The following is a 24,791-nucleotide window of genomic DNA, read 5'->3' on the forward strand; positions in this document are numbered from 1 at the left end:
ATGACTAATGACTACTTAGTGTCAGAGAATTCGGCGTCAATTACATCATCGCCACTGCCGCTAGAAGTTCCGGGAGAAGCTCCACCATCAGGGCCAGGGCCGGGGCCACCAGCACCACCAGCGCCAGCTTGTTGATAGATATTGCTGCCGATCGCAAACAGAGTTTGTTGCACTTCTGGCATCAAAGTCTTGATTTGATCGTCATCTTCCTTAGCAACAGCATCTTTCAGGTCTTTGATCAAACCTTCCAGCTTAGTTTTGTCAGCGGCGGGAACTTTGTCACCCAACTCTTGGAGTTGCTTCTCAGCTTGGTAAGACAGAGAGTCTGCTTGGTTCTTGCGATCGATCTTTTCGCGACGTTCCTTGTCAGTAGCCGCATTTTGTTCCGCTTGCTTGACCATCTTCTCAACTTCGTCTTTCGCCAGAGTGGAAGCACCAGTGATGCTGATGGATTGCACCTTACCAGTACCTTTATCCTTCGCCGTAACGTTGAGAATACCGTTGGCATCAATATCGAAGGTTACTTCAATTTGAGGAACGCCGCGTGGTGCTGCGGGAATTCCATCTAGGCGGAAGTTACCCAAACTCTTGTTGTCGTTAGACATTTCCCGTTCGCCTTGCAGAACGTGGATTTCCACATTCGTTTGACCATCCACAGCGGTAGAGAAAACTTCCGACTTCTTGGTAGGAATGGTGGTGTTGCGTGGGATAATCTTGGTCATCACACCGCCCAAGGTTTCCACACCCAGAGACAGGGGACTCACATCAAGCAGCAGGATGTCTTTCACTTCACCAGAAAGGACACCAGCTTGAATCGCGGCACCAATTGCCACCACTTCATCCGGGTTGACGCTTTGGTTGGGGTCTTTACCGAGTGTACGCTTCACCACCTCGTGTACTGCGGGAATCCGGGTAGAACCACCGACTAGCACCACCTCATCAAGCGCAGATTTGTCGATTTTGGCATCGCGGATCGCGTTCTCTACGGGGATGCGGCAGCGATCGATCAAATCGGAGCAGAGTTCTTCAAACTTAGCCCGCGTCAGGGTCATATCCAGGTGTTTCGGGCCTTCCTGGGTAGCCGTGATAAAGGGTAGGTTGATTTCAGCTTGAGTGACGCTAGACAGTTCGATCTTGGCCTTTTCAGCGGCTTCTGTCAGGCGTTGCAGCGCTTGTCTGTCTTTCCGCAGCTCAATGCCTTCATCTTTCTTAAATTGATCTGCCAGATAGTCAACGATTTTCTTATCGAAGTCGTCACCACCCAAGTGGGTATCACCAGAAGTCGCCAGCACTTCAAACACGCCGTCGCCAACTTCCAGGATAGATACGTCGAACGTACCGCCACCCAAGTCAAAAACTAAGATAGTTTCGTTGCTCTTTTTGTCAAGTCCGTAAGCCAGAGAAGCAGCGGTAGGTTCGTTGATAATCCGCAGCACTTCAATCCCGGCAATCTTACCGGCATCTTTGGTAGCTTGACGCTGGGAGTCGTTGAAGTAAGCCGGAACGGTGATTACAGCTTGGGTAACGGTTTCACCCAGGTATTTGCTGGCATCGTCTACCAGCTTACGCAGTACTTGAGCGGAAATTTCTTCAGGCGCAAATTGCTTACTTTGCGCGGGACAGTCGAGTTTAACGTTGCCGTTGTTGTCGCGCAGGGCCTTATAAGATACTTCGGTTGCTTCGTGGGTAATTTCCTCGAATCGACGACCGATGAAGCGCTTAACGGAATAAAAGGTATTTTCGGGGTTCATCACCGATTGGCGCTTGGCGATTTGACCGACAAGGCGATCGCCGTTCTTCGCGTATGCTACAACGGAAGGCGTAGTCCGAAAACCCTCTGCGTTGGCAATAACTGTGGGTTTGCCACCTTCCATTACAGCCACACAGGAGTTAGTCGTACCTAAGTCAATTCCAACTACTTTTGCCATAAGAGTGTTCGGGTTCCATTAACTACAAAAATTTTGGCTCTCGATTGACCAGCCGAATCTTGGAAGATGCTTTGACTACAAACTGTCTCAACCGAGTCCATTCAGCAGCTTTGTCCAGTTTGAATACTGTCAGTTCACTGAAAGACTAATCTCTATACTGATTGCGGTTAGGTTTCTCTTGAAGGGGGGTTTCCCGAACCTTGGGGGGGACGGTTAGCTTTCAAGAGGCGTCGTGTCGCTGTAGTCGCTTTACATCTTTCGATCGCTGCCACTGAATCTAATAGTAGGCATATCCACCGACTTGGGGTTTAGGGTGAACCGTAATCAATTAGTCGTGTTTGCCGTCAGGAGGGGGAAATGGGGGAAGTGGGAGAGTGGGAGAGTGGGGGATAAAGCTAAAAAACCCGGCTCCGACCGACTTGTTATGTTAGATTAACAGTTGATTATTAAAATTAATCTGATATCAAGCCACAATATGAAGTTTATTAACCCCAAAACAGACTACGCTTTCAAAAAGATTTTTAGCTCCGATGATAGCCAAGATATTCTGATCAGTTTTCTGAATGCGATCGTCTATCAAGGTCAGCCTGTCATCGCCAGCTTAGAAATTATCGATCCCTACGCTCCCGGTCGCATTTCAGCTTTAAAAAACACTTATTTTGATGTAAAAGCTAAATTGAATAACGGCCAAAATGTCTTGATAGAAATGCAAGCGTTTAATGTGCCTGCTTTTACCAAAAGGATTGCTTATAACACCGCTAAAGCTTACGCCAATCAACTTAAAATAGGGGAAGAGTATCTGGAAGTTAGACCTTTGATTTCATTAGCAGTGATGGATTTTACCCTGTTTGAAGTTTCTCAAACGGTAATTTCCCAATTTATTTTTAAAGAGAAGCACCAGCTATTTGATTATCCAGAATATCCGTTTGAGTTGGTATTTGTGGAGTTACCGAAATTTAAGAAAACTTTAGAGGAGTTAGAAAGTATAACGGATAAATGGCTGTATTTTTTGCGAAAAGCACCCGACCTGGAAATAGTACCACAAAAGATGGCAATTGTGCCAGAAATTGATAAAGCGTTTGCGATCGCCAATCGAATCAATTTGAGTGTAGAGGAGTTGGAGGATTTGGAGAAGCGGGAACAGTTTGTCAGGGAACAAAAAGGATCGATCGAGTTTAGTCGTGAGGAAGGTCGTGAGGAAGGTCGTGAGGAAGGTCGTGAGGAAGGTCGTGCTGAGGGAATACAAACAGGTCAACTAACATTGGTGCAGCGACTATTAAGGCGACGATTTGGCGAAATTACAGATGAAATTCTCAATCGTTTGGAGCAGTTATCATCAGATGACTTAATGGCTTTAGGTGATGCTATCTTCGATTTTTCCAGTTTAGCCGATTTAGTGGCTTGGTTGGAAACTAAGTAATTGTGCGATCGCGAAAGCAATTCATAAGGCTATGATACCTAAAACTACTCAAAAACCGCTATACGATCGCGACTTTTTTCTATGGCTAGAAGACACGGCAGCCAGATTGAAAGCGCGGGATATCGATAATTTAGATTGGGATAATTTGGTGGAGGAAATCGAAGCTTTGGGTATTTCGCAAAAGCACGAAGTAGAAAGCGGTTTAAAAACAATTTTAGCTCACCTTCTCAAACGATGCTACGTGCCTCTCCCCGATTGTTTTCGAGGTTGGCAAGTTACTATTCGTACACAGCGCAATGATTTGCAGCGCCTTCTCAAAAAAGCACCAAGCTTACGCAATCATCTGCTAACAGAATTTGATGATATTTACCAAGAAGCGCTTTCCGAAGTGTGTGAAGAATATCCCGAAACTCAGTTTGCGCAGACATGGGAATTTAGCCGCGATTTGGATGCAATTTTAACAGAAATATTTTGGTAAAATGAATATTATCTATGATTGGTTAGTGAAGTCGATGTTTTCATAAAGTTCTGCAATTTTAATTTGAAACTCAAATACCCTAAAGGATAGGGTAACATTGGGATCGTCGTATTCGGAAAAAATCCATTGATTAACAGCAGTTTTAACATAATGTTCAACATGAATTCGATATTGATCGATTAAAAGATATTCTTGAAAAGTGGGAATAGTGCGATAGGCAGCAAATTTTTCACTGCGGTCATAATTTTGGGTAGATTTAGATAGAACTTCGCCAATAAAGCAAGGATTTATTACTGTGTCTTTGCGTCCAGTTTGCAATTCTAGCGGCTTTTGGAGTACCATCACATCCGGGTAGGTATAGAGGCTAACATCTGGAATCCAAAGTCTTTGATCGACATAAAAAGTTCGGTAAGCTTTTCCTTTGAGAGCAAGCTTAAGAAGAATATAGAGGTTTCCAGCAATATCGTTATGATTAGGTGTTCCACCAGTCATCGGGATAATTTCTCCATTGTAATATTCGTTGCGAGTTTCTGAGGCAATTTCAAGTTCTAGATATTCTTCAGCAGTGTAGTTTTTTGTCTCAATTTGAGCAATCATGTCTGGTTTACTCCTAATGGGTTAAGTTGCTGGTTTGTCCAATTGCTGTTGTTTCATTGGTTTTAATAACTTGTTATTCTCCTATTTTAGACTGTAGGGTGCGTCAGAACTGTAAACTTTTTATAAGATTTAAGGTTTTCGGTCTGACGCACCCTACCATTCTTCTTCTAATTCTTCAAGGCACATTTCAATTACTTCGCGGATATTGTGCATGAGTTCATCAATGGTTTCTCCTTGGCTATAGCAAGCCTTGAGTTGTGGAACTTCACCGATATATATTCCATCTTCATCACGTTCAATGACAACGTAAAACTCTTTATTTTTCATTATTTTGTTCTCGATTTTGTTAAATCAATTCCTAAGTTTTCAAGTTGTTGATTTATCCAAAGAGTTGCCCTTATTCATATCAGATTAAGTTTCAGAACAAATCTCATCACAGAGATTTCTATCGTTTTCACTAACATTCGGATTAGTTTTGAGATAATTTCTAATCCAATTACAACCTTTTTTGAGTAAATTATTCAGTTTAACATCTAAGTCTAAAATGAAATCTTCAGGATCGATACGCCATAATCTAACTGTTCTGTCAAAACTAGCAGAAGCAATGATTTGACCATCGGGGCTAAAACTTACTCCCCAGACTTCATCAGTATGTCCTTTAAAAGTTGTTAATAGTTTACCGTCTAAGTTCCACAGTTTAACTGTATGGTCATCGCTGGCTGAGGCGATCATTAAACCATCTGGACTGAAAGCAACACCCACTACTCCATTGTTATAATCTACAAGTTGATTTCGTTCACTAATTTCATAGCTTCCTTGCTGTAGTCTTTCAACCACATTTCTCTTTAACTCCTCTGAAGGCTCTTTAATATTGCGTAACTTGACACCAGCTTTAACAGCAATTACCAAGGAGCTTAACTGTTGTTTTAACTGTAATTCCTTTTGAGATAAATTCAATAACTCTTTGATTCGTTCAATATCTTCTTGTTCCTGATACTGACGACTTGCTAGGATAAATTCTCTTTCTTCTTGGTCAATAATACATTCACTTCTTTTATTTAACCATTCTTCAGCTTCTACCAGTAAAGCTCCTCGTAGCAAAGCACCATTATCTTTGCCGCTATTTTCCCAGATATTTTTTTCAGCGCGTAACCGATCTTGCCATTTCCGAAATTCCCGATCTTCCTCCATCCACTCGCGCAGACGATCCCATCCTCTAATTAAAGCTTCATGCACTACCTCAACAGTCGGTTTTTTCTTAACTTCATCGCGTCCTGTAACTACTAAACGAGCTTCTGCATTAGCTAACTTAGTAACTAACAGCCAATTTTCTGCCCCAATTTCATCACGGGTTGCTAGACGACGAGTATCATCGGTATTTTCCCCAAAACGAACTAATTGGGTAAAGATATGCTTAACTCGATTTTGCTTATCTTCATTTAATTTTTGATAAAATTCCTCAGCATGATTAGCTAAGGCTTTCTCAACTCCTCCGATTTCGTTGTAAGCAGCAATTGTTAATTGACCATTACTTTGATTATCCCACAATTTTTTTAATGCAAACTCTAGTAAAGGTAATTCACCAGGGTTACTCTTAATTGCATCTAAGATAATTTTTGTCAGTCCATCCTGAATGTTTAGTTTAACTTCTTCCGCAGGTTTTTCAATGGCTTCTCGTAATTCCTTTCCATTCATTGCGAGGATAGTTTCTGGCTTCCACTTTTGCAATACTTCTCCTAAAGGTTGATAAGCTATGGCGTGTCCATAAAAATCGGCTCTGAGAGTAATTACCAGAACAATATCAGGCGATCTTTTTTCACTTTCTGCATTAACAACTTCTAATAATTGGTCTATAAAAGTATTTCGTTCATCTTCTGGACAAAGAGTATAAAGTTCTTCAAATTGATCTACAAAAATCAGAAAACGCTGGTTAGACGAATTTTCTTGTAAACTGCTATCTAAAACATCTTTTAGAGTTGATTCACCTGTTTTAAAATCGTTTGCGGATTTTTTTGCTTCGGGAACACGCTTCAATTTATTCATCTCAGGTTCTAACAAGGATAACAGCGCATTAGCTAGTTGAAAGAACGGCGTTTTTGTTGGTCTGAAGGTGATAAATTTCCATCCTCCCTGTTGCTCTAATTTATAAATTAGTCCGGCAAAAACTACAGAAGACTTACCACTGCCAGAGTTACCAATGACAGCTACAAAAGGTTCTGTTTGTGCTGCTTTCACCAACTTTTCAGTAAATTCTTTGCGTCCATAGAAAAAAGGTGCATCTTCTTTTGTGAAAGCGGATAAGCCTTTATAGGGGCATATTTCAGAAATGACAGTTTTTTTAATATTTGATGTATCCCCTAGAGTCTTAGCTGACTCAGGATGAGGAACAGATACTACATCAGTTTCTATGCCTGCAATCGCCTCCCAGTTTTCTAACTTTAACACTTCGCAAATCTTACGAAAATTGTCTGCACTAATTTTCTTGCCAGAGAAAAACGAGTGCAGGGTTGTACGAGAGACATCTGCTAATTTTGCTACCGCCATCCTGCTTAAAAAGCGGCGCAAAGCATCATTAGCTTTTTTAAGACCATCTGGAGATACCTTAAGCGTCACTCGTCCCATTTTGCAGTTGATTATAAGTAATTATACTTATCCGAACACAAGTTGAACATTCAGCATACACAAATTATACATTGACAAAGCCTTGCCTAGTCAGTGGTTCAGAAATTTAAGCTGACAATTAAAGAGTCCACCAAGCAATAACTCGAATAGGTAAGGACATGAAAGCTCAGACTACACCCAAAACACTCAACGAGAAAACTGCCCGTATTTATACGGATGACTTACTACACCAACAATATCAGGCAGGAGAGCGTAATTTTGCAAATTGGAATTTAATGGATGCCGATCTGCGAAATTTGGATCTGCGAGATATTAACTTGCGGGGAGCTAATTTATCTGGGGCATTGCTAATTTGTGCCAACCTTCAAAACGCCAATTTAGAAAATGCCGATTTGTCGCGGGCCCATATTTGTGATGCGAACCTCACCTTCGCAAATCTATCCGGTGCCAACTTAGATCACACAAACTTAGATGGCGCTGTTTTTGATAACCCCTGGTGGGAGTAGAAATTTTGCGATCGCGTTTTTTCCCTTTTCTCTTCAAAATGCGATCGCCTTCCCTGCATAAAACACAAAAACTAATCCGAATAAATCAATATAACCAACCCGGAGGCACTACCCATGTTAAAATTCATCAAATCATTCTTCACACCTCAAGACGAAAACACAACAAACCTTGATTTCCCTTACGATAATAAAGAAGGCATTGTGGAGAAACATATTTGCCCCAATCGCAAAAGCCGTGTTTATTTTAATGGTACTTGGTGGCCAGCCCGTTGTGCAGAAAATGTGATCCTAGAACCAGGGGAAATTGTAAATGTTGTTAAGATTGAAAATATCACGGTTTGGGTGAAACCTTTTTCTCCTAAATAGTTAAATCAAATAGCTAGCTTTCCCTTGAAAACGCTTTCGGAATCACATTATGGTAGGGTGCGTCAGAGGTTAAACCTTAATTGGCTCGATAAGACAGCGCTTCTCAGGTGATTGAGGTAAACAGAAACCAGGTTTCTTAGAGAAAGCTGGTTTTTTAATGATATAATTAATTAATCAATTATCTTCCAGCCTATTATGGTACAGTTTAATCAAGAAATCCGCTTACCAACTGGTGCTGAACTCCCTAATTCTGACGATACTCCCGTGGATAACGAAAATCAAAACTTTATTCCCAATTTACTTTTATTCCTGCTAAAATTCTACTGGAATCAGCGCAATGATTGGTTCTTTGGCATAGATATGGCAGTATATCACACGACGGGAGTTAGTCCGCTCGTACCCGTTGTTCCCGACGGTTTCTTGAGTTTAGGAGTGGAACGGTTTAAAGGCGATACTTTGCGCGTAAGTTATGTGGTTTGGGAAGAAAATAATATTCCCCCGATTTTCGCCCTAGAGATAGTCTCCCAAACTTACGGCGGCGAATACGATAAAAAGATCGATATTTATGCCAAATTAGGAGTATTGTATTATGTTGTTTATAACCCTTACTATTGGCGGCGCGACCAACATCAACCTTTTGAAGTTTATCGCTTAGTTAATGGCGAGTACCAACAGCAAATTGGGGAGCCTTTTTGGATGCCGGAAGTAGGTTTAGGGATTGGTAGAGGTCGATATTCTGACGGGGAATCTCAGCTTGAGGTATTGTATTGGTTTGATGAGCGAGGTAATCGCTATTTGACAGCAGAAGAAAGGTCAAGACAAGCAGAAGAATTACTCGCTAAATATCGGGAAAGATTTGGCGAATTGCCGGAATAAAAAGTGCGATCTTAGGTACGTTGTTGCGCTTTAGCGCTCTTTAAGATAGCGCTGAAGCGCAACAACGTACCTAAGAATAAACTACAATAGAAAAGCTCGATCGCCTTTCAATCTTATGGCCTTTCTATCTCCCACTCTGCAAACCAGACTCTCCACTCCTCTAAAAATAGGCAATTTTGAAGTAAACAGCCGCGTTCTCCAGTCTCCCCTCTCTGGCGTCACTGACTTGGTATTCCGTCGCCTGGTGCGTCGCTATGCGCCAGACTCGATGATGTACACGGAAATGGTGAACGCGACGGGACTCCATTACGTCAAAGAGTTGCCCAAAATTATGGAGGTAGACCCGAACGAAAGGCCAATTAGCATTCAATTGTTTGACTGTCGTCCCGATTTCCTAGCTGAGGCTGCTGTTATGGCAGTTGAAGAAGGTGCCGATACAGTAGATATTAACATGGGTTGCCCTGTAAATAAAATTACTAAAAATGGCGGCGGTTCTTCCTTATTGCGACAACCGGAAGTAGCAGAAGCAATTGTCCGGGAAGTAGTGAAAGCTGTGGATGTTCCGGTAACAGTTAAAACTCGCATCGGTTGGTCAGATAAAGAAATTACTATTCTCGATTTTGCTAAGCGAATGGAAGATGCTGGTGCAAAAATGATTACCGTACACGGTCGCACTCGCGCTCAAGGTTATAATGGTTCGGCAAAGTGGGAATGGATTCGCAAAGTTAAGGAAATTCTCTCTATTCCAGTTATTGCCAATGGGGATATTTTTTCTGTGGAAGCTGCTGTACGTTGCTTGGAAGAAACTGGTGCTGATGGGGTGATGTGTTCGCGAGGAACGCTTGGTTATCCGTTTTTAGTAGGAGAAGTTGACTATTTCTTGAAAACTGGTAAAGATAAGGAAACTCCGACGCCAATTCAACGGCTGGAATGTGCTAGAGATCATCTGCAAGCGCTGTGGGAATATAAGGGAGAACGGGGAATTCGCCAATCTCGCAAGCACATGACTTGGTATGCTAAAGGTTTTGTTGGTGCTGCGGAATTGCGGGGTAAGCTAGCACTGATAGAAACGGTGGAACAAGGTTTGGAAACGATCGATCGGGCCATTTTACGCCTTGCCACTGGTGATTATGCCAATACTAGCTGGCAAGAAGAAGATTTTCGGTAGTAGATGAGTGATATCGTTAATTTGTCTGTTTTCATCGTTGGTTAATTTTTTACCACAGATGTAGGCGCTTCGCCTTCCCGTAGGGTAGACAGATGAACACAGATAAGAATAAGAATACGAATTTTTTCGGTAACCGATGCGATCGGAAACGATCTGACTTTTGTAAAATGGTGGAAAGGCAAAAAATGCAGGCGTAGAGCAAAAACGATGGCAGAGATAGAAGATTGGGGCGTAACTGTAGAGGAATACTTGGAGGGACTGGCACAAGGTATAGACATCCTTGAGGTCAAAAGACTGGAAACCAAAGGAATTCCCCGCCACTTGGCTATAGAGACAATTGAAATTGAGAAAAAAATTATCAATGGGACGGCGACTGATGAAGATATTGTTAGAGGTCTGATAATTATGACTCCCTCTCTTAGAGACAAACACATCATATAGCAATCCTAAATCAGTCGTGAACACATATTTAATAGTGAATGTTGGGTTACGACGCGGGAAAAGACCTATCTGTGAGCATTATAAGTTAATTACCGCGTCTAACCCAACCTACCATTTGTTTACATCTCATTTAGGATTGCTATATAAGGGGAAATTTTAGATTTTAGATTTTAGATTTTAGATTTGAAATTCAATCTGCAATCTTCAATTTAAAAGCTTTACCAATTTCCCCATGCCCAATGCCTTATTTCTCTGTGAGAGTCCAGACGCCATCGTCCCATTGTGTCTCTACGAATTCGGGATGATCCAGCCAGTACTGACAGCGCTTCAGGTACAAGGAAGCTGATTTATCGGGAACACTCATATCTTCCAGAATTATGGCAAACTCATTCATTGCTTTCCTAAATTCCTGATTGAGGTAATGTTCGCGTCCCTTATGGTAAGTCTCGATCAAATTCTTCTGATCGTCTGAAATTGGCTCGTCGCGCAAACCAACCAGTTCATAAACTCTCACTGGGTTATCTTTGCCCTTGACGCGAATAAAGTCAAGCTCCCTGTACCAAATGCGATCGGCACATGGCTCAAAGGTATTTTGGCTGATCACAATGTCACAGCCATATTGCTTACTAGCACTTTCCAAGCGTGACGCTAAGTTGACTTCATCACCGATAGAAGTGAGTTCCATGCGCTGAGAAGAGCCAATATTGCCACTGATAACTGAGCCGGAGTTGATGCCAATGCCAATCTTTATTTCTAGCTGATTGTTTTCGCTGCGCTTGGAATTGAATTCTGCTAAGCGCTGGCGCATTTGCACTGCTGTTTGGACTGCCATCCAGGCATGATCGTGCAATGGCATGAACGCACCAAATACGGCCATAAGCGCGTCGCCAATGTATTTGTCTAGAGTGCCTTTGTACTTAAAGACAGCATCGACCATTGACTCGAAATATTCGTTGAGCATTTGCACCACTTCTTCCGCCTCTAAGCTTTCGGTCAAGGTGGTGTAGCTGCGAATATCTGAGAACAGAATGCTGACTTCTTTGCGATCGCCTCCCATCTTGAAATTATCGCCGCTTGCCAGCAGTTGTTCGGCGACTTCCTGAGTCATGTAGCGATACATCGTACTCTTGAGGCGCTTTTCATCGCTGATGTCGTCCATCACCACTAAAGCGCCGCTAACTTTAGTAGCATCGCTGGCATTGGCGATCGTATTAATCGACAGATTCACACTGTGTTGTTCGTTACTGACGGATTCTAATACTTGATCTGGGTAATATTGCTGGCGCTTTTTCTCGTCCGTCGTGTTTAAAGCCGTTTCAAACCATTGTGTAAATTTATCTTCGTCTTGTTCTTCTTTGCCTTTGATCCGCACCAATTCGTAAATTGGTTTTCCTTCCAGTTTTTCATCCTCACCAAAGCCTAGCAATCGCTTCGCACTTTCATTCGCAGCGATCACGTTACCCGCTTTATCTGTGGAGATCACGCCGTTAGATAAGCAGCGGAGAATATCTCGCTGCATTTGCTGCTGTTGCTTGACCTCTGCAAATAGTTTGGCATTTTGCAAAGCCACACCCGCTTGGATATTAAATATCTGCATGAATTCTTGGTCGCTGCGATTAAAACTCGCTTTCCAGCATTCCGGTGCTTTCGGCCATTCAGCGGGATCGTATGCTGGCCAATCGCCCTGTTTTTTCTTGTTGATTAATTGCGTGACACCAATCAATTCTTGATCTGCGTTAAACACGGGCATACACAACATACTGCAAGTGCGATAACCGAACTTTTTATCGGTTTCTTTGGAAGTCTCCGAACGGGGATCTTCATACAAATCAAATCCAATCATCAGCGGTTCGCGGGATTCGGCAACTATACCGGCGAATCCCGCCGTTCTGGGAAGGCGGAGTTCTTTTAATTCGCCACCACTGGGTATTTTCGTCCACAATTCATTGCGATCGTGATCTATTAACCACAGGGTGCTGCGATCGGCATTCATCAATTTCTTCGCTTCATCCATCACGCGCCCCAAGGTCTCTTCTAGGTCAAGACTGCTCTTGCTAAGGGCTTCGTTCGCTTTCATCAGCGCATCCGCTGCTCGCTGTCTTTGGGTAGCTACATAAAAAGATTTAGAACTTTCCAGAATTAAGCGAATCGAAGGAGCGAATTCTCTAAAAACTCTTTCGTCTTCTTCTGTAAAACCATTTAGATTGATGCGTTCATCTAAATGCTTGGTTGGCTCGTTTGGTAATTTTAATTTGTTGATTAATTGGACAACTGCGACTAATTCGTCTTGCTCGCTTAATAAAGGCATCACCAGCATCGTGTAGGTGCGGTATCCGTTTTTTTGGTCTTGCTTTTGGGCAAAAGGGGAACGAGGATCGTCATAGAAATCAAAGGGAATATTAATCACTTTCCGAAAAGTGGCTACTTCGCCTGCAATCCCTTGGGTCGCCGAAAAGCGAATTTCTAGAGCGCGTCCTTCTTCATCTTTGGCAACAATTGACCACAGTTCGTTCTTCTCTTCGTCTACTAAATAAATTGTTGTGCGGTCTGCATTCAGTAATTCTCCTGTTTTCAAGGTAATGGCATTCAACATATCTTGGAGAATGGCATCAAAACCCTGACTGTCGGTCAGCATTGTCAGGGTTTGATTTATGATCCTCAGTTTGTCTTCGACGCCAACAACAACTTCTTTAAAAGAATCTTTGTTGAGGGGGGCGAGAAACGTTGAAAAGGAGCCTTCTGTTGTGGCTAATGCACCGCCACGATTAGATTCCTGAGTAGCAGTCTCAGGCGGTTGATGCGCCTGCGGATTTTCCCCCTGGGGGACTACATCAATCACTTTGCGATCGCGCGCATTATGCGGTTTTGTTTTATACACTTGCTGATTTTCCACCCCGCCGATCGGTTTCTGAGGATGAGCTTGTCCTTTTCTACGCAGGGGCGGATTATCAACTTTCGCGACTAGATCAACTCCCTTACCCGATAGCGTTTTAATCTCATCAGTATCTACTTGTGTCATTTTACGCACCTGCTCATGCTCTGCTTGTGCGACTGCGTTATGATATATCCTCTTACCTTTCTGAGTATTACTTTGTGTCATTTTACTCAAGGGCGGACGATCTGCTTCGGCGACTACATCGATCGTCTTAGCTTCCTGAGTATTCCCTTGTGCGACTACATCGATCGTCTTAGCTTCCTGAGTATTTACTTGTGCGACTACATCGATCGTCTTAGCTTCCTGAGTATTCCCTTGTGTCATTTGAAACACAGGCTTACTTTCTGCTTCGGCGACTACATCGATCGTCTTAGCTTCCTGAGTATTTACTTGTGCGACTACATCGATCGTCTTAGCTTCCTGAGTATTCCCTTGTGTCATTTGAAACACAGGCTTACTTTCTGCTTCGGCGACTACATCGATCGTCTTAGCTTCATGAATATTCTCTTGTGTCATTTTACGCACAGGTTCATGCTCTACTTCTTCTGGAATTGAACCTATTACACTCGGCACAGGAGCGTATACTTGTGTAATTTGTTGCAGAGGCTGATTTTCCATTTCGGCAATTGCATCAACTACACTCGGTGCAGAAGTACCCGCTGGTGCAATTTGAGACACGGAAGTTTTAACGTAGGGGACTACATCTATCACAGTGGCAGTCTGTGCAACAGATGGCAGATGCAAACGGGATACGATCATAGTTGTTTATAGAGTATTGGAGTTACAGATTGGTATGTGAAAACCTAGAAGTTTAATTTACAGATTAGTTTACTATATGTTTTTTTTCCACGCTCCTGTGAGGTTATATGATTCTGACATTATGCGACGGGATATTTGTGCCGATGATTACCAAACTTTCCCCATTGCAGAATTTTCGTAAGCCAGGAGCTTTGAATCAACACTTTAGAACTCTTTTGCGGTCAAAGTGTTAAGGATTGTTTAAAGTTTTGTCAATTGCCGTCTCAGTATGAGATCCTGAGTCTGGGAGAGGTTTTGGCTTAGAAATTGGTAATGGCTGCATTTGACGGTGAGAAGCAGCTTGTGCCAGGAGAGATTCGGCAAAGGCGATCGCCTCAGTGCCAAACTCTCCTCCAGCTAGTTGAGCGAGTTCTTCACTGCGAGTGAGATGATTATCTAGGGCAGATACCCGCACGACGGTGCGAACATCTGAGTTCTGAGTGTTGGATATATCATGACTGGGGACTGCTGACTCCTCCTCGATCACTTCTTTATCAACTCGGAAGTGACGATCGGCCATAGCAGCGACGAGAGGTTGGTGGGTGACGCATAGGACTTGATGGTGTTGAGAGAGTTGGTGGAGCTTTTGAGCGATCGCTACAGCAACTCGCCCGGAAACTCCCACATCAATCTCATCAAATATGAGTGTTCCCACAGAATCCACCTGAGAGAAACACGCTTTCAGCGCAAGTAGAAAACGACTCATTTCCCCGCCAGAGGCAGTTTCTGTCATCGGATGCAGCGGTTCCCCTGGATTGGGACTAAACATAAATACAATCTTGTCAGCACCATAAGATGTAGGCGGACAGGAAGTAGTTTCCACTTGAAATTTTACCTTTTCCATCGCCAGGGGCTTAAGTTCTGACACCAAACGTGCTTCCAGTTCATCGGCAGCAGTGCGGCGCAACTGACTTAGACTAGCACAAGCTTTCTCAAGTATGGCTTTTCGTTGCTGATATACTTGTTCCAGAACTTCGATCGATTGTCCGCCGCCTTGTAGTTCCTCCAACTCAGATTGGACGCGCTGGCTATATGCGATCGCTTCCGCCAGACTGGGGCCATACTTGCGGCAAATTTGTTTAAGATCGCGGATGCGCTGTTCCACCGTTTCCAGACGTTGGGGATCTGCTTCTAAATCTTCACCGTAGGCATTAATTTGTCGTCCCGCTTCTTCCACCTGAGATAGAGCCGCACTTACCATATCTAGAATTGGTTGCAGCTGGACATCGTAATTCACCATATCAATCAAAACTGCTTCCGCTTGACCCAGTATGTCAGCAGCGGCATCAGCTTCGCCATCATTTTGATATAAAGCTTGATAGACTTGGTAACTTTGCTTTTGCAATTCTACAACATGACTGAGGCGCTGACGTTCCTGTTCGAGATGTTCTGATTCATCGGGATCTTGAAGATTAGCGGTACTCAGTTCTTTTAGCTGAAATTCTAGTAAATCCAACTTTTGCAAGCGCATCTGCTCAGACTGGCGACGATTTTCCAAGTGAGAGAGTGCCTCAGAGCAGGCTGTAAAAGCCGCGAAGACCTCTCGCCGCTGTTGGAGTAGGGGGGAACCGCCGAAACTATCGAGACAATGACGCTGACGTGCTGGCTGTCCGATTTGAACCGTTTGACCTTGGGCGGTGATCTCTACCAAACGCGATCGCAGTTGTTCGATCTGCTGTCGGTTTACCACCACCCCATTAATCCGCGATCGACTGCTACGCAACACACCCTGACTGGTAGACATTTCCCGACTGCACACCAAAGAAATTTCATCCAACAGGTCTATTTCTTGTTCAGCAAGCCAGTCAGTCAACTCCGCAGTCAACTTAAAAGTCGCTTCCACTACCGCACGAATAGCCCCAGTCCGAATCGACCTGCTGGTAACTTTACCTCCTAAAGCGGCATCGATCGCATCCAGAATAATCGACTTTCCCGCGCCAGTTTCCCCAGTCAACACATTTAGACCTGGGCCGAATACAAGCTCAAGACGATCGATTAGGGCAAAATTTTCAATTCGCAATCCGAGTAGCATGAGGGAAAGTCAAAAGTCAAAAGTCAAAAGTCAAAAGAAAAAAGAAAATAGGGGCTAGGGGCTGGGCAGAGGGGGAGAGGGGGATTTAGCAATCCCAAATCTAAAATCTAAAATCTAAAATCGACCAAATTAGGTATAGCGCAAGTTTGGGTAGCTCAGGTCTTCATCCGAGTCATTGTTACAATGTTTAACATAACTACCCCGACTCGGTTCGATATTCATGAATTTAAAGACGGTATCGCCAAGCTCATCTAATTCTTATTCAGAATCAAGGCTTCAGAAGCCTGCATACCCAGCCATGAGGGATGATACAACGAAAGTTGTTGCCCCCACCGTAACGGTAGAACCGGCATCGCAGTCGCCAACGCCAGCTAAACGGGTGACAGTTGTGGCATCAGAGAAGGAAACAGAAGGGCTACGCTATGACCCAGAAGCGATCGCCGAGTATTATCAGCAGCGTTCATTACAAGTATGGGGAAGATTTATAGGCATAGTGTGGCCGTTTGTCACATTTGCCCTCAGCTTGTGGTGGGATCGTCAGCGGGGGCGCATAGCCAAGAACCAGAAGCGACGAGCCGTTCGGCTGCGGGAAATATTAACCAAACTAGGCCCAGCATACATCAAAGTGGGACAAGCCCTATCCACCCGCCCAGACTTAGTTCCGTCCTTATACTTGGAAGAACTAACCAATCTGCAAGATCAATTACCCCCCTTTCCCAACGAGGTAGCTTACAGGTTTATAGAAGAAGAACTGGGTGCAAAACCCGAAGAAATATACGCAGAACTATCGCCAGAGCCCTTGGCGGCTGCTTCTCTGGGCCAAGTTTACAAAGGCAAACTCAAAACAGGTGAAAGTGTCGCCGTAAAAGTACAGCGACCCGACCTTACCGAGAGAATAGCACTCGATTTGTACATCGGGCGTTCTTTGGCTGCATGGGCGAAAAAGACCTTTAAACGGATACGCAGCGACTTAGTAGCAATCCTGGATGAATTTGGTAGCCGCATTTTTGAAGAACTGGACTACATCCAGGAGGGACACAACGCCGAGCGATTTGAGCAGCTATACGGTAATGTACCGGATATCTATATTCCCAAGATTTACTGGGAATACACTCAGCGTCGCGTTTTGACGATGGAGTGGATAAATGGCACCAAGTTGACTAATCTGGAAGCGATCGAGAAACAGGGAATAGATGCCCGTCATTTGATAGAAGTAGGAGTACAGTGTTCCCTGCGTCAGCTGCTAGAACACGGCTTCTTCCACGCCGACCCCCATCCCGGCAATTTGCTAGCCAGCCCAGATGGCAAATTAGTTTATCTGGACTTTGGCATGATGAGCGAAGTCAAGCCCTATCAGCGTTATGGCTTAATTGAAGCAGTCGTGCATTTGGTCAATCGGGACTTTGAAGGCTTAGCCCGCGATTACGTGAATTTAGAGTTTTTGACGCCCGATACCGACTTAACGCCCATCATCCCAGCATTTGCCGCCGTATTTAACGATGCCCTGGGAGCAAGTGTAGCCGAACTAAACTTTAAGAGCATCACCGATCAGCTCTCAGCGTTAATGTACGAATATCCGTTCAGCGTACCCGCTTACTACGCCCTAATTATTCGTTCCCTCGTCACCTTGGAGGGAATCGCTATCCAAATAGACCCCAACTTTAAAGTTCTCAGCAAAGCCTATCCCTACGTTGCCAAAAGGCTGCTGACAGATACATCGTTGGAATTAAGGACTTCTCTACGGGATCTCTTGTTTAAAGACGGCAAGTTTCGCTGGAATCGTTTGGAAAACTTGCTACGGAATGCCCGGATCTCTCAAGACTACGACCTCAATCAGGTGCTGAATCAGACTGTAGACTTTCTGTTTTCCGAACGGGGCGAGTTTATTCGCAAAAACTTAGCCGATGAAATTGTCAATGGTTTAGACTCTTTAACCCGCAATAGCTTCCAAAACTTTACCTATACCTTTCGCGAAAGGGTTGGTTTAGCGGTAAATGAGAAGCCAGTTGTCAGCGAAACGCCTCAAAGTTTGGCACATATCAAACGGATTTGGGAGATTCTCCAAGAAACTCCTGGTTTTGACCCAACGCAACTGCTTCCTTTGATTCCCAAATTGCTAGTGAAGCCAGAAACCCAGCAGATGGGCCAGCAAGTCGCTAGCGGTTTAGCCCAGCGTGCTGTGGCGCGGCTGATTCGGGAAATTTTAGTAGCCCAAGAACCTGAATCAATCCAGAATAACGGTCATAAGCAGAACTCATCCACCAGATTAGCGCTGCCTGAGTAGCTAGGGAAATTTTAGATTTTAGATTTTAGATTTGAAATCTGAAATCTGAAATCTGAAATCTAAAATTTGAAATTCTCCCCCACTCTCCCCCTCTCCCTCTCCCTCTGTTCCCTAGCCCCTAGCCCCTTATTCACCCTCTAACGCTTGAACCTTTTGCTGACAGGCTTCGAGTTCTGAGCTAAAGCGGGTGAGAAGTTCCTCTTTTTCTGCTTCTAAGGCTTGAACCTGTTGTTGTAACTTGATTTCCAACTGTTGAATCTCTTCTCTACGGGCTTCTAGTTCTACGGAACGGCGGGCTAAATCTTGCTTTTCTAATGTGAGGGATTGCAGCCCTTGTTCAACCCTTTCCTTTTCTTGCTGCAAAAAGGCCGGGGTAATGCCACTGGCGAGATAATTTTCCACCAGATTCAGCACCCAGTCTGTGGCAGCTTTAACGCTCAAAATCTGGCCTGCCTGGGAAAGTTCTATTAAAACCAGTAAGCCATCGTTGTAGGAATCTGCTTCTTTTGCCGGAATTATCTCAGATTCGCTCATCAATGCCCAAGTATGTCCAGATTCTTGGCGAGCTATTAATCGCAGCCTGGGCTCACTTGACAATCCTTGCTTTTGCACCAGGGCCAAATGTAGCATTGCCTTTATTTTTTACTACCTCACGTCCAATTTATAATATCGTTTCTGCTCTAGGTGACTCAGCTAAGTATGTAATATTTCAGTATATTTTTTGAGTGGTTAAATAAAAGTTTAACCCTCTGTCATCCCCCTAGTAGGGGAAAATGACGAATATTGCGCGATCGCGTTCCCTGTCCCAAAACTGATCCAAGCTCAAACATCTATGCAAACAACCTTGTCCCCACGCTGGCTAGTTCGCCGAGATATCGATGGATTTTTCGGGCTAGCACTTGATAATTTTATTCAAATCTTGCTCATTGTCAATCTATGCGGGGGTGTACTTGGCTTCCCTGCGTCTATGATTTACGGACGTATCCTACCGGGAATAGCGCTGAGTTTGATAGTTGGTAATTTTTATTACAGTTGGTTGGCTTACCGGCAGGGACAAAGGGAACAGAGGAATGATATCACGGCTTTGCCTTATGGTATCAATACGGTGAGTCTGTTTGCTTATATTTTCTTAGTGATGCTGCCGGTGCGGCTGGGGGCTTTAGCTAAGGGCTTTTCTAGCGAACAAGCGGCGGAATTGGCTTGGCAAGCGGGTTTGGTGGCTTGTCTGGGCAGCGGATTAATTGAGTTAGCTGGTGCCTGGATTGGCAATACTCTGCGTCGAATCGCTCCTCGCGCCGCTCTACTCTCTACTTTAGGCGGAATTGCGCTTACTTTTATTGCGATCGGCTTTCTCTTCCGCACTTTTGCCAATCCAGTTGTGGGTTTAGTGCCATTAGGGGTAATTCTTTTAACTTACTTTGGTCGGGTAAAGTTTGCCATTCCCGGTGGTTTGTTGGCGGTGTTGCTGGGAATTGCCCTTGCTTGGGGAACGGGATTGATGAGTTGGGATAGCGCCCGATTTGCCGATGCTGTAAAACCAATAGGGGTGTACTTACCTGGTTTCTGGTTGGGAGATTTGTGGCAAGCACGCGGGGTTTTGGTAGAGTATCTCAGTATTATCTTGCCGATGGGATTATTTAACCTGGTTGGCAGTATTCAAAATTTGGAAAGTGCGGAAGCGGCGGGGGATACTTATCCGGCTACGCCTTGTCTGGCGGCAAATGGGATTGGTACGATCGTGGCGGCTATCTGCGGTTCCTGTTTCCCGACTACAATCTATATCGGTCATCCGGGTTGGAAAGCGATGGGGGCGCGGGTGGGATATTCTGTCCTGAATGGTGTGGTGATGGGTTTGCTGTGTTTGAGCGGTACTGTTGCGTTTTTAGCATATTTTGTGCCGATCGAAGCTGGGATGGCGATCGTACTTTGGATCGGTATTGTGATTGTTGCCCAAGCTTTTGAGGCTACACCACGTCATCACGCGCCAGCAGTGGTTGTGGGGTTGCTACCTGCGATCGCGGGTTGGGCAGCACTAATCGCCAAAAACTCCCTTCGCGCCGCTGGTTTGGGTACGCCAGACAACCCTTTTACCGCAGATTTAGTACCTCTATTCAAACTCAGCGACACCTATATTGATGGTGCTTTTGCACTCGAACAAGGGTTTATCTTTTCAGCAATGATTCTGGCGGCGATAACAGTTTATATCATAGAACGGCAATTTCGTCAAGCGGCATTTTGGTCTTTGGGAGCGGCTTTACTTTCCTGGGTAGGGTTAATGCACAGCTACAATTGGACAGTTGCCGATACTGTGATTAAGTTGGGTTGGGGTGCGGGAAGTTCTTGGGCAGTTGGTTATATTTTGTTGGCGATTTTGTTTTTCTATGCGGAATGGCAAGAGAGGAATGAAAGGGGCGATCGGCAAAGTAAAGAATCTGAATAAGTAGGTAGTTAACCCTAATTAAGAATAGTCGCTCATGCTTCAGGTGAAATTAAAGCTAAAGCGCGATTCAAAATTTCTTCTCGATTAACCATATTTTCCAATTCGGCTGTCTCATATCGCCCTTCTGCTACTTCCAGCGATGCTTTATCAGCTGCCATTGGATATGCAGCTTCTAAAACTTCACGTAATTCTTCCGCGTTCAGGTAATAGCCCCCTGCCTTATGGCGCTTATTCTTTTCCTGAATTTCCCTGGCACTATTGCGAATTGAAACATCCCAAGAACGAGTGGTACGATTTTCAGCTTGCTGCTTAATCAGGTGCAGCAGCAAAATTTTTGCATAGCTGCGAATGTTATTAATTTTGTCGTCGCGGCTCATTTCTTCCAGTTCTTCGATTATTAGCAATGCTTCTGGAATATCACCTTGCAAGAGCAAAGATTTAAGAGCAAGTAATTCTTCCATAATCAATACCTGAATATTGGTTAATTGCTATTGTATCCAAAAACTCGTCGCCTAGTCCTGGCTATTGGCTTTCATACCAAGTAGCTGTGATGTCCATGCTGACCGACTTGAATGGAAGAGTGGGCGACTGGTACACCTCAAATATAGCCGAAACAGTTTCGATCGTCAAATTGAAACCGGACTACGGGATTATACAGATAAAGATGCCACCATGCTTTTCATGGACGTTTTAAAATTAATTTGTAATATCCTAAAGAGCCTCCTTCCGGGTTCAAAGTAAAGGGCATTAATAGACCAGCGATTGAATTTCTGATTAAATATTTTGGTAATAAATTAGCAATCAATTTTGCTTTCCAAGACAAGTTAAAAAACTTTACAGACAATTTTTTCAACCTTGATACAGTTGGCTGAACTGCTGAGGAAAGGTTTTCAATAGTTTGAATTTGAAAGCCGATAGATTTGGCATTGGCAGTCCATTCCTGAATTTCTCCAAACCCATGCTGAACTGCCATCGATATTTCTGTGAGTTGAGTTGCAGTTTGAAATAATTTTGGGAGTTGTTCGAGTTTGGTGTTGCGATAACCATCAAATATAATTAATTGACCACCAGGACGCAGCACGCGGAAAATTTCTGCCAACGGTATTTTGGCTTGAGGTGCATGACATAAACACTCAAAGGCAAACACAATATCAAATGAGCGATCGGGAAATTCTAAGTCATTGAAATTTCCTTCTTGAAAAGTCAGGTTAGAAAAGGCACGGGCTTTTTGACGTGCTATTTTAATATGCAATGGAGTTATATCGATGCCAGTGAAGTTTACTTCTGGATACTGCTGTGCTAAAAAACGGCTATTAAACCCTTTGCCACATCCCAACTCTAAAACATCATTAGCGCCAAATTTGTTAATTTGTTCTGCAACCACTTTGGGTTGAACATAGTAACCATCTGGATGAAAAACACCATCGAAATTCAACGCCATGTGGATAACATCTTGTCCGGAGTGATAGGTTTGATAGCCCCATTCACTTTGGGTGTAGTAAGATACGGTAATATCGGAATCGAATTCCTTTAAGACGCGATCGCATCCAAAAAGCCTGTCAATTTTAGCGATCGCATCTGCTAAAGTCAGTTGACTGGCAAGCATAGCATAGTCTTGTTGCGAACCCGCAGTGAGTAGTTTAATAATCAAGTTTTTCAACAACTTATTCCATCCTATAAATGCTTGAAGAAATATATCATATCATGTCCGGTTGCATCGGTAGCGTAAGCGTGATGCGAGAAATTGTCTGTTGTCATCGAGGGTTAAATTTTAACCACAGATGAAGACAGATGAACACAGATGAACACAGATAAGAGAGTTATTTTTTTTAGACAACCGATGCCACCGGACATGATATTAAAGCTTAACGCGATCGCGCACTCGATTCGATGACAAAAAAGCCGATCGCTCCGCAACCCTCACGATAACGGTTGAGATTCATCCACTAAAGTGGATTGAGCCAACAACGGTTCTCCACTGGCTGGAGGTTCCGCCGGTTTACCAAAAGCGATCCGCAGAAATGGTGGAGCCAGAAATGTGGTCAAAATCACCATGATGATAATGGCAGCTTCCAACGGCTTGTCAATCACGCCACTGGCAGAACCGATGCCTGCAAACACCAGCCCAACTTCGCCACGAGGAATCATCCCGACACCTATAGCCAATCGATTAATCCCCGGTTGCCCAAACACTGCCCAGCCTGTTACTATTTTGCCTGCGATCGCCACAGCAATCAAAAATACCGCAATAAACAACCCCGCCCGGTTATCGGGCACAGTTGGATTCAAGACCCCCAAATCCGCTCTAGCTCCTACAGCGACAAAGAAAATGGGCACAAAAAGGTCGGCGATGGGTTTCACCAATTCATCCAACTCATTGCGGGCATCAGTTTCATCCAGCACCAACCCAGCCGCGAATGCTCCTAAAATCGCTTCCAGATGAATTGCGTTGCCCAGGAATGCCATAAAGAAGGCAAAAGTAAACGCCGGAATCACGATATTGCCACGGGTTTTAAAATTTTCCACAATAGCAACAAAGGTTTTGTTGAAGATGCCACCCAACAGGATAGAACCCATTAAAAAAGCTGTCGCACTGACGATTAGATAGATGACATTGACAACATCAATCTCCCCAGTTTTGGCTAAACTAGCGACAACCGCCAAGACAATAATTCCCAGCACATCATCAATTACCGCTGCACCAACAATAATTTGACCTTCTGTGGATTTGAGTCGTCCCAGTTCGGATAAAACCTTGGAAGTAATGCCAATACTGGTTGCCGTGAGTGCCGCCCCCGCAAAAATGGCCGGAATGGCGGGCACGTGGAAGAATGTCATGAGTCCAACTGTACCAGCCGCAAAGGGCACTACTACCCCAACAAAGGCAACCACCGTGGCTTGAGAGCCGACTTCCTTGAGTTGGCGCAGATCCGATTCTAGCCCAATCTCAAACAGCAAAATGATTACACCGATTTCTGCCAGAACGGAAATAACTTCGCCCTGGGACTGAAATATGCTGGTCAACGCTTCTGGAGTCAGATTGTTAATCCATTGCAGAACAGTCATGACCCCCGAATCGGATGCTGAGAGTCCACTCTCCGGGAAGACGATCAGATGCAAGGCAGATATGCCCACAATTACCCCAGATACCAGTTCGCCCAAAACGGGCGGAAAATCAAGGCGCTTGGAGATTTCAGCGCCGATTTTACTGGCGACATAGATTATCACTAAACTCAGTAGCACCCCGGTGAGGACAATCGGAGCATTTTCGGCTTCGACGGTTGCCAATAGCGGGTTTTGAGTAACGAGGGATGATATCTCAGGGAAACGATATGCGATCGCATTGATCAAAAACATAGGCTAGGCTCTTCTGTACAGCATTGTTCAATGTTAAAAGAATTAGGAAAAATGTTTTTCTGACCATTCCCCATTCCCCATTCCCCCTTACCGCCATAACAAAAAGCTCGGTTTGTCAACCCCTCAGAGATCTAACAATATAGACTTGCAGCCCTTTGTCGTAGGTATGGTGCTTTGGGCACCGCATCATTAAAATTTTCGGATAACCGACATATTTATGATGCCGTGTTCCTCCAAAAATGTTTCAATATGAACATTAGCATAATAATTCCGAAACACCTATGTTATAATATATTACTATTAGATTGCCAAAGAGAAATCATGACTATCGATACAGAGATATTTCAAACTATCGTCAAAATGCCAGATCCTCTAAAAAAAGAGATATTGCATTATGCAGAATATCTACTTGAGAAACAAGCAAAGACTGAATTATCTCAAGAACAGCTTGAAGAAATTCATGGTTATGGTAGTTGGGCTGGTCAGATCGTGATGTCTGATGATTTTGATGAACCACTGGAAGATCTAAAGGAATATATGTAA

20 protein-coding genes are annotated in these 24,791 nt (G+C 44.0%); 10 read left to right on the forward strand and 10 right to left on the reverse strand.

Going from position 1 to position 24,791, the window contains the following annotated elements; genetic code table 11:
* Positions 1-11: 11 nt before the first annotated feature.
* Positions 12-1,928, reverse strand: coding sequence for a molecular chaperone DnaK (gene dnaK / locus LAY57_RS00835; protein ID WP_249064373.1), 1,917 nt, complete (start codon positions 1,926-1,928; stop codon positions 12-14).
* A gap of 475 nt (positions 1,929-2,403) precedes the next feature.
* On the opposite strand from dnaK, the gene LAY57_RS00840 reads away from it, so the two are divergent.
* Together LAY57_RS00840 and LAY57_RS00845 are read left to right on the forward strand one after the other, a co-directional pair.
* Positions 2,404-3,348 (forward strand): Rpn family recombination-promoting nuclease/putative transposase, encoded by a 945-nt coding sequence (locus LAY57_RS00840; RefSeq protein ID WP_249064374.1) that lies wholly within the window; start codon positions 2,404-2,406, stop codon positions 3,346-3,348.
* A 31-nt stretch (positions 3,349-3,379) separates the two neighbouring features.
* Positions 3,380-3,826, forward strand: a complete 447-nt coding sequence (locus tag LAY57_RS00845; RefSeq protein WP_249064375.1) for a DUF29 domain-containing protein — start codon at positions 3,380-3,382, stop codon at positions 3,824-3,826.
* Between the two features lie 12 nt (positions 3,827-3,838).
* On the opposite strand, the gene LAY57_RS00850 is transcribed toward LAY57_RS00845, so the two are convergent.
* The 3 genes from LAY57_RS00850 to LAY57_RS00860 all read right to left on the reverse strand — a co-directional run bounded on the left by LAY57_RS00850 (position 3,839) and on the right by LAY57_RS00860 (position 7,036).
* On the reverse strand, positions 3,839-4,423 hold the full coding sequence (locus LAY57_RS00850; protein WP_249064376.1) for a Uma2 family endonuclease: 585 nt from the start codon (positions 4,421-4,423) through the stop codon (positions 3,839-3,841).
* A gap of 153 nt (positions 4,424-4,576) precedes the next feature.
* Positions 4,577-4,750 (reverse strand): type II toxin-antitoxin system HicB family antitoxin, encoded by a 174-nt coding sequence (locus tag LAY57_RS00855; RefSeq protein WP_249064377.1) that lies wholly within the window; start codon positions 4,748-4,750, stop codon positions 4,577-4,579.
* 84 nt (positions 4,751-4,834) lie between these two features.
* Complete coding sequence (locus LAY57_RS00860; RefSeq protein ID WP_249064378.1) at positions 4,835-7,036, reverse strand: nSTAND1 domain-containing NTPase; 2,202 nt, start codon at positions 7,034-7,036, stop codon at positions 4,835-4,837.
* A 167-nt stretch (positions 7,037-7,203) separates the two neighbouring features.
* Between LAY57_RS00860 and LAY57_RS00865 the strand changes: the two genes are divergently transcribed.
* From LAY57_RS00865 to LAY57_RS00885, 5 genes are all read left to right on the forward strand, one after another.
* Positions 7,204-7,551, forward strand: coding sequence for a pentapeptide repeat-containing protein (locus LAY57_RS00865; RefSeq protein WP_249064379.1), 348 nt, complete (start codon positions 7,204-7,206; stop codon positions 7,549-7,551).
* A gap of 114 nt (positions 7,552-7,665) precedes the next feature.
* Entirely contained in the window at positions 7,666-7,917 is a 252-nt protein-coding gene (locus LAY57_RS00870; protein ID WP_249064380.1) for an NfeD family protein, read from the forward strand.
* A 195-nt stretch (positions 7,918-8,112) separates the two neighbouring features.
* Positions 8,113-8,793: a Uma2 family endonuclease gene (locus LAY57_RS00875; RefSeq protein ID WP_249064381.1), complete on the forward strand. Its 681-nt coding sequence runs from the start codon at positions 8,113-8,115 to the stop codon at positions 8,791-8,793.
* A gap of 115 nt (positions 8,794-8,908) precedes the next feature.
* Positions 8,909-9,961 carry a tRNA dihydrouridine synthase DusB gene (gene dusB, locus LAY57_RS00880; RefSeq protein WP_249064382.1) on the forward strand — a complete coding sequence of 351 codons (1,053 nt, stop codon included), beginning with the start codon at positions 8,909-8,911 and terminating at the stop codon, positions 9,959-9,961.
* A gap of 207 nt (positions 9,962-10,168) precedes the next feature.
* Positions 10,169-10,402 (forward strand): hypothetical protein, encoded by a 234-nt coding sequence (locus tag LAY57_RS00885; RefSeq protein ID WP_249064383.1) that lies wholly within the window; start codon positions 10,169-10,171, stop codon positions 10,400-10,402.
* Between the two features lie 244 nt (positions 10,403-10,646).
* Here LAY57_RS00885 and LAY57_RS00890 read toward each other — a convergent pair whose 3' ends face one another.
* Positions 10,647-13,421 carry a GAF domain-containing protein gene (locus tag LAY57_RS00890; RefSeq protein ID WP_476727005.1) on the reverse strand — a complete coding sequence of 925 codons (2,775 nt, stop codon included), beginning with the start codon at positions 13,419-13,421 and terminating at the stop codon, positions 10,647-10,649.
* A 904-nt stretch (positions 13,422-14,325) separates the two neighbouring features.
* Entirely contained in the window at positions 14,326-16,167 is a 1,842-nt protein-coding gene (gene recN / locus LAY57_RS00895) for a DNA repair protein RecN (protein WP_249064384.1), read from the reverse strand.
* Positions 16,168-16,387: 220 nt separating this feature from the next.
* On the opposite strand from recN, the gene LAY57_RS00900 reads away from it, so the two are divergent.
* A complete protein-coding gene (locus LAY57_RS00900; protein ID WP_249064385.1) occupies positions 16,388-18,451 on the forward strand; it encodes an ABC1 kinase family protein in 2,064 nt (687 codons plus the stop codon).
* Positions 18,452-18,577: 126 nt separating this feature from the next.
* On the opposite strand, the gene LAY57_RS00905 is transcribed toward LAY57_RS00900, so the two are convergent.
* Complete coding sequence (locus LAY57_RS00905; protein WP_249064386.1) at positions 18,578-19,081, reverse strand: HmpF-related protein; 504 nt, start codon at positions 19,079-19,081, stop codon at positions 18,578-18,580.
* Positions 19,082-19,283: 202 nt separating this feature from the next.
* On the opposite strand from LAY57_RS00905, the gene LAY57_RS00910 reads away from it, so the two are divergent.
* Positions 19,284-20,891, forward strand: coding sequence for a SulP family inorganic anion transporter (locus LAY57_RS00910; protein ID WP_249064387.1), 1,608 nt, complete (start codon positions 19,284-19,286; stop codon positions 20,889-20,891).
* A gap of 32 nt (positions 20,892-20,923) precedes the next feature.
* On the opposite strand, the gene LAY57_RS00915 is transcribed toward LAY57_RS00910, so the two are convergent.
* The 3 genes from LAY57_RS00915 to LAY57_RS00925 all read right to left on the reverse strand — a co-directional run bounded on the left by LAY57_RS00915 (position 20,924) and on the right by LAY57_RS00925 (position 24,248).
* Positions 20,924-21,352: a DUF29 family protein gene (locus LAY57_RS00915; RefSeq protein WP_249064388.1), complete on the reverse strand. Its 429-nt coding sequence runs from the start codon at positions 21,350-21,352 to the stop codon at positions 20,924-20,926.
* 218 nt (positions 21,353-21,570) lie between these two features.
* Positions 21,571-22,551 carry a class I SAM-dependent methyltransferase gene (locus LAY57_RS00920; protein WP_249064389.1) on the reverse strand — a complete coding sequence of 327 codons (981 nt, stop codon included), beginning with the start codon at positions 22,549-22,551 and terminating at the stop codon, positions 21,571-21,573.
* 260 nt (positions 22,552-22,811) lie between these two features.
* A complete protein-coding gene (locus LAY57_RS00925) occupies positions 22,812-24,248 on the reverse strand; it encodes a cation:proton antiporter (RefSeq protein ID WP_249064390.1) in 1,437 nt (478 codons plus the stop codon).
* Between the two features lie 321 nt (positions 24,249-24,569).
* On the opposite strand from LAY57_RS00925, the gene vapB reads away from it, so the two are divergent.
* The gene (vapB, locus tag LAY57_RS00930; RefSeq protein ID WP_249064391.1) at positions 24,570-24,791 is read left to right on the forward strand and encodes a type II toxin-antitoxin system VapB family antitoxin; all 222 of its coding nucleotides are present in this window, start codon (positions 24,570-24,572) and stop codon (positions 24,789-24,791) included.

It is taken from the genome of Argonema antarcticum A004/B2, from assembly GCF_023333585.1.
Taxonomy (GTDB): domain Bacteria; phylum Cyanobacteriota; class Cyanobacteriia; order Cyanobacteriales; family Aerosakkonemataceae; genus Argonema; species Argonema antarcticum.

Excerpts from the sequence above, each read along its gene's own strand:
- dnaK (WP_249064373.1), bottom strand. The coding sequence starts at position 1,928 with ATGGCAAAAGTAGTTGGAATTGACTTAGGTACGACTAACTCCTGTGTG.
- LAY57_RS00840 (WP_249064374.1), top strand. The coding sequence starts at position 2,404 with ATGAAGTTTATTAACCCCAAAACAGACTACGCTTTCAAAAAGATTTTT.
- LAY57_RS00845 (WP_249064375.1), top strand. The coding sequence starts at position 3,380 with ATGATACCTAAAACTACTCAAAAACCGCTATACGATCGCGACTTTTTT.
- LAY57_RS00850 (WP_249064376.1), bottom strand. The coding sequence starts at position 4,423 with ATGATTGCTCAAATTGAGACAAAAAACTACACTGCTGAAGAATATCTA.
- LAY57_RS00855 (WP_249064377.1), bottom strand. The coding sequence starts at position 4,750 with ATGAAAAATAAAGAGTTTTACGTTGTCATTGAACGTGATGAAGATGGA.
- LAY57_RS00865 (WP_249064379.1), top strand. The coding sequence starts at position 7,204 with ATGAAAGCTCAGACTACACCCAAAACACTCAACGAGAAAACTGCCCGT.
- LAY57_RS00870 (WP_249064380.1), top strand. The coding sequence starts at position 7,666 with ATGTTAAAATTCATCAAATCATTCTTCACACCTCAAGACGAAAACACA.
- LAY57_RS00875 (WP_249064381.1), top strand. The coding sequence starts at position 8,113 with ATGGTACAGTTTAATCAAGAAATCCGCTTACCAACTGGTGCTGAACTC.
- dusB (WP_249064382.1), top strand. The coding sequence starts at position 8,909 with ATGGCCTTTCTATCTCCCACTCTGCAAACCAGACTCTCCACTCCTCTA.
- LAY57_RS00885 (WP_249064383.1), top strand. The coding sequence starts at position 10,169 with ATGGCAGAGATAGAAGATTGGGGCGTAACTGTAGAGGAATACTTGGAG.
- LAY57_RS00890 (WP_476727005.1), bottom strand. The coding sequence starts at position 13,421 with ATGACACAAGTAGATACTGATGAGATTAAAACGCTATCGGGTAAGGGA.
- recN (WP_249064384.1), bottom strand. The coding sequence starts at position 16,167 with ATGCTACTCGGATTGCGAATTGAAAATTTTGCCCTAATCGATCGTCTT.
- LAY57_RS00900 (WP_249064385.1), top strand. The coding sequence starts at position 16,388 with ATGAATTTAAAGACGGTATCGCCAAGCTCATCTAATTCTTATTCAGAA.
- LAY57_RS00905 (WP_249064386.1), bottom strand. The coding sequence starts at position 19,081 with ATGCTACATTTGGCCCTGGTGCAAAAGCAAGGATTGTCAAGTGAGCCC.
- LAY57_RS00910 (WP_249064387.1), top strand. The coding sequence starts at position 19,284 with ATGCAAACAACCTTGTCCCCACGCTGGCTAGTTCGCCGAGATATCGAT.
- LAY57_RS00915 (WP_249064388.1), bottom strand. The coding sequence starts at position 21,352 with ATGGAAGAATTACTTGCTCTTAAATCTTTGCTCTTGCAAGGTGATATT.
- LAY57_RS00925 (WP_249064390.1), bottom strand. The coding sequence starts at position 24,248 with ATGTTTTTGATCAATGCGATCGCATATCGTTTCCCTGAGATATCATCC.
- vapB (WP_249064391.1), top strand. The coding sequence starts at position 24,570 with ATGACTATCGATACAGAGATATTTCAAACTATCGTCAAAATGCCAGAT.